General features: G+C 64.3%; 5 protein-coding genes and 1 pseudogene. 4 read left to right on the top strand and 2 right to left on the bottom strand.

The window, feature by feature from the left end:
- Positions 1 to 310: pseudogene (locus QOH60_RS18190) on the bottom strand (two-component sensor histidine kinase); the annotation flags it as partial.
- A 4-nt stretch (positions 311 to 314) separates the two neighbouring features.
- The gene (gene prrA / locus QOH60_RS18185; RefSeq protein WP_526422909.1) at positions 315 to 1,025 is read right to left on the bottom strand and encodes a two-component system response regulator PrrA; all 711 of its coding nucleotides are present in this window, start codon (positions 1,023 to 1,025) and stop codon (positions 315 to 317) included.
- Between the two features lie 151 nt (positions 1,026 to 1,176).
- On the opposite strand from prrA, the gene QOH60_RS18180 reads away from it, so the two are divergent.
- The 4 genes from QOH60_RS18180 to QOH60_RS18165 all read left to right on the top strand — a co-directional run.
- Positions 1,177 to 2,166 (top strand): phospholipase D-like domain-containing protein, encoded by a 990-nt coding sequence (locus QOH60_RS18180; RefSeq protein ID WP_526422905.1) that lies wholly within the window; start codon positions 1,177 to 1,179, stop codon positions 2,164 to 2,166.
- Entirely contained in the window at positions 2,159 to 2,728 is a 570-nt protein-coding gene (locus tag QOH60_RS18175; RefSeq protein WP_526422903.1) for a chromate transporter, read from the top strand. The genes QOH60_RS18180 and QOH60_RS18175 overlap by 8 nt, the downstream gene beginning before the upstream one ends.
- Positions 2,728 to 3,273 carry a chromate transporter gene (locus tag QOH60_RS18170; protein ID WP_526422907.1) on the top strand — a complete coding sequence of 182 codons (546 nt, stop codon included), beginning with the start codon at positions 2,728 to 2,730 and terminating at the stop codon, positions 3,271 to 3,273. Before QOH60_RS18175 ends, QOH60_RS18170 begins: the two co-directional genes overlap by 1 nt.
- 54 nt (positions 3,274 to 3,327) lie before the next feature.
- A partial coding sequence (locus QOH60_RS18165) for an ABC transporter ATP-binding protein (RefSeq protein ID WP_526422901.1) occupies positions 3,328 to 4,377 on the top strand: 1,050 nt, incomplete at its 3' end.

Here is a 4,377-nt window from a genome sequence, read left to right as displayed (position 1 = left end):
CGGCAGGTAATTCGGGGAGCACGACGTTGGAGTTGGACGTGACCTGCCCGCTCTTGCGCACCGTGATGACTGCGTCCTGGTCGTTCGGCGTCTTCGGAATCTCATCGAGCCCGCGCGGCAGGAACGGGATCGCGAAGCCCGCCGCCTCGTCGAGCCTGCGGTCCAGCCGTTCCTTGCGGTCGCCGGTGATGCCGACCCATACGACGATGCCGACGATGAGCACGGGGATTGCGGCGCCGATGGCCGTCGCGACCACCACCCGGGCCCGCAGCGAGGGCGTCCGGCGGAAGATCCGCGACAGCAGGTTCATCGCACTATTGCGTCCTGAGCACAAACCCCACGCCACGAACGGTGTGCAGAAGCCGTGGCGCGCCGCCGGCCTCCAACTTTCGGCGTAAGTAGCCGATGAACACGTCGACGACATTGGTATCGGCGGCGAAGTCGTAACCCCACACCAGCTCCAGCAGCTGGGCGCGGGACAGCACCGCGGTCTTGTGCTCGGCGAGCACCGCGAGCAGGTCGAACTCGCGCTTGGTCAGGTCGACGTCTGCGCCGTTGACCCGGGCACGCCTGCCGGGGATGTCGACCTCGAGCGGCCCCACCGTGATGGTCTCCGACGAGAACGTCGCCGTCGCGCCGCGCCTGCGCAGCAGCGCCTTGACCCGTGCGACCAACTCGGCCAGCACAAACGGCTTGACCAGGTAGTCGTCCGCGCCCGCCTCCAGTCCGGCGACCCTGTCGTCGACCGAGCTCCGCGCCGAAAGCACGCAGACCGGCACGTCGTTGTCCATCGCCCGCAGCGCGGTCACCACGCTGACACCGTCGAGCACCGGCATGTTGATGTCGAGCACGATCGCGTCGGGCCTGGTCTCGGTGGCGCTGCGCAGCGCCTCGGCGCCGTCGACGGCCGTTGCCACCTCGAATACGGACAGCCGCAGCCCCCGCGCGAGCGAAGCGAGCACGTCGGGGTCGTCGTCGACTACGAGCACCCGCGGCGAAGCCGCTGCACTGTCCATGCCCGCAATCTTGCCTGAAGTCGTGCCGTGGATGTGACAGGCGCGGGAGCGTCCTCGGTATCACCGTTGCGGCGGTCTCATCACTAGCGTGTCACGGGAAGCTGAACGATCACGCGATAGCAAAGCGTCGCTATTCTCCCGGTGCTAGCATCCCGAAATTATGCTCCCGCCCTCTCCGCGTCTGATTGTTGAGCCCGATGACGGGCTGGAACCTGTCCGCGAATTCATCAATTCGGCACAAATTTCGCTTTTGATCAAACAATTCACGTTTACCGAACCGAGTTTGGTCGCGGCCGTTATCGACAGGAAGAAAGCGGGCGTCGTCGTGCGGGTGCAGCTCAATGCTGCTCGGTCCGGCGGTGATCGCGCCAATGACGATACCTACGAGCAATTCTTGAATGCCGGAATCGCGGTCCAGTGGGCCAATCCGAATTTCTACGTGACGCATGAAAAATCGATTGTGGTCGACGAGAAAGCCGCACTGGTGGCCACCTTCAACCTGATGGAAAAGTACTTCACGCTGACCCGCGATTACGGCATTATCACCGACAATCCGTACCACGTCGCGCAGATCGTCGAAGTATTCAACGCCGACTGGGAACATCGCGATTGGGACTGCAGCGCCTATGAAGGCCTGCTGTGGAGCAATTCCAATTCCCGCTACCACATGGCGCAATTCATCGACACGGCCACCGAGCGCCTGGACGTGCAGCACCCCAAGTACGTCGACGCGGTCATCCTCGAACGCCTCGCCTCAGCGGCCGATCGCGGGGTAAAGGTGCACGTTCTCTGCGGCGGCAAGCACGGCATCAGCGAATGGGACATTCTCGACACATTCGCGTCGCTGCGGACATTGAACCGATTCGGCGTCAAGGTGCACAAACAGAAGAACCTGAGGGTGCACGCCAAGTTGATCATCGTCGACAGCCGACACGCGCTGGTGGGGTCGATGAACATCGACCGCAGCGCATTCGACCTGCGCCGGGAACTGGGCATCATGACCGACGACCCGGCGATCGTCGGGCGGCTGAAGGAAGTCTTCGACAGCGACTGGGAGATGTCGCACCACTACGAGGCGCCGGACCCGCTCGATCCGTCGCAGCACCACGAGGAGGATTTCCCGCACGACAAAGACCTCATGCATGAATGAGCTTGAGGCTGAGGCCGGGCCGGCCAAGGTCTCGCTGCGCGAGCTCGCGCTCACCTTCAACCACATAGCGCTGGCATCGTTCGGCGGCGGGCTGTCGGCGTGGTCGCGGGAAGTGCTGGTGGTCGAGAAGCAGTGGATCGGCGAGGCGGAGTTCCTGTCCGCGATGACGATGAGCCGGATCCTGCCCGGCGCCAACCAGGTGAACATCGCGGTGTTCGCCGGGTCGAAGATGCGTGGCCTGCCAGGGGCGGCCGCTGCGCTGCTCGGCCTGTGCCTCATGCCCGTCGTCATCATCATGGTCGCGGCTTACTTCTACTTCCGATTCAAAGAGATCCCCGCCGTGAAGGGCGTCCTCCACGGCGCCTCGGCAGCGGCCGTCGCATTGACGTTGGCGATGGTCATCCAAACCGGCAGGAAGTGTTTGACGGGGCTGATGCCGGTGCTGTTGTTCGGGGCGGCCTTCGTCCTGAACGGCCTTGTGCGGTGGCCACTTCTGGTGGTTTTGGCGATTCTTGCGCCGATCGCGCTGTTCTGGGCGTGGCCGAGGGAACGGCCCGCGTGATCCAGACCTATCTGCAACTCGCGGGTCTGTTCGGCATGCTGTCGCTGTTGTCGATCGGCGGCGGCAACGCGGTGCTGCCTGAGATGCACATGCAGGCCGTGCACGGACATCACTGGATGACCGACTCGCAGTTCGCCGACATCTTCTCGATCTCCCAAACCGCGCCGGGCCCCAGCATCCTGATCGTGACGATGGTCGGCTACGGCGCGGGACTCACGGTCGGGGGAGTGCCAGGAGCGATCATCGGCGGCGTGATCGCGACGGTCGCGATGATCGTCCCGGCCGCGTCGTTGATGTATATCGTCACGCTGTTCTGGCAAAAGGCGCAGAAGGCCAAGTGGCGGGTCGCCGTCGAGAAGGGGTTCGCGCCGTTGACCGTCGGCCTCATCATGGCCACCTCGCTGGTGATGAGCCGGGCCGCCGACCACGACTGGCGGGCGTATCTGCTGACAGCGATATGCACGGCGATCTTCGTGTTCACCAAGACCAATCCCCTGATCGTGGTCGGCGCCGCAGGGGTGATCGGATATTTCGGCGTGGTCTAGACACGCCGGGGAAGCCGTTGACCTCATCCATTGTTGAGGTTTTAGGGTGATTAGATGAGCTTTGAGACGGTAGCCCGGCAAACGTTATACCGGCAGGTTCGCGCGCGCGGCGGTGATCTGCGGTCATTGGCCGACCGCAAACTGCTCGGCCGGATCTGGGGCTTCGCCGGACGTCATCACCGCAGGTTGGCCGGGTTCCTCGCGGTCAGCGTGGTCAGTGCGATGCTCGGGCTCGCCACTCCGCTGCTGGCAGGCAAGGTTGTTGACGAGATCGGCAGGGGCGCGGTCGACGTGGTGGTGGCACTGGCCGCCGTGATCGCGGCGGTCGCCGTCGCCGATGCCTGCTTATCGCTGCTGACTCGATGGCTATCGTCGAACATCGGCGAGGGCTTGATCCTCGACCTGCGCACCGCCGTGTTCGATCACGTGCAGCGGATGCCCATCGCGTTCTTCACCCGCACCCGCACCGGCGCCCTGGTCAGCAGGCTCGGTAATGATGTGACGGGCGCACAGCGCGCCTTTTCCGACACGTTCTCCGGCATCATCACCAACATCGTCACGCTGACGCTGACGCTTGTGGTCATGCTCAGGATCTCCTGGCAGGTCACGCTGCTGTCACTGCTGCTGATGCCGCTGTTCCTGCTCCCCGCCCGCTGGATCGGGAGAACCATGGCGCGGCTTTCCCGCGAGGCCGCGAACCACAACGCGACGATGAACACCCAGATGACCGAACGATTTTCGGCGCCCGGCGCCACGCTAGTGAAGCTGTTCGGCAACCCGGCAACCGAGTCGCGCGAGTTCGAGGTGCGCGCCGACCGCGTTCGCGACATTGGTGTTCGCACCGCGATGCTGCAGTCGGTCTTCATGAACTCGCTGACGCTGATGTCGGCGCTGGCGCTGGCGCTCGTGTACGGGCTCGGCGGCGTGCTGGCGATCGGCGGCGCCTTGGAGACGGGTGCGATCGTGTCACTGGCTCTGCTGTTGACACGGCTGTACTCACCGTTGACCGCGCTGGCCAACGCGCACGTCGAGATCGCCAGTGCGCTGGTGAGCTTCGAGCGGGTCTTCGAGGTGCTCGACCTGGTGCCGCTGATCCAGGAGAAG

Origin of the sequence: Mycobacterium sp., assembly GCF_032159765.1 — a bacterium.
Classification (GTDB): Bacteria; Actinomycetota; Actinomycetes; order Mycobacteriales; family Mycobacteriaceae; genus Mycobacterium.
Note: the sequence above shows the minus strand (reverse complement) of the source record. Positions and strands in the feature narration are given on the sequence as shown.

Bases quoted from the DNA above. Each gene is read 5' to 3' on its own strand.
- QOH60_RS18175 (WP_526422903.1), top strand. From the start codon at position 2,159: ATGAATGAGCTTGAGGCTGAGGCCGGGCCGGCCAAGGTCTCGCTGCGC.
- QOH60_RS18180 (WP_526422905.1), top strand. From the start codon at position 1,177: ATGCTCCCGCCCTCTCCGCGTCTGATTGTTGAGCCCGATGACGGGCTG.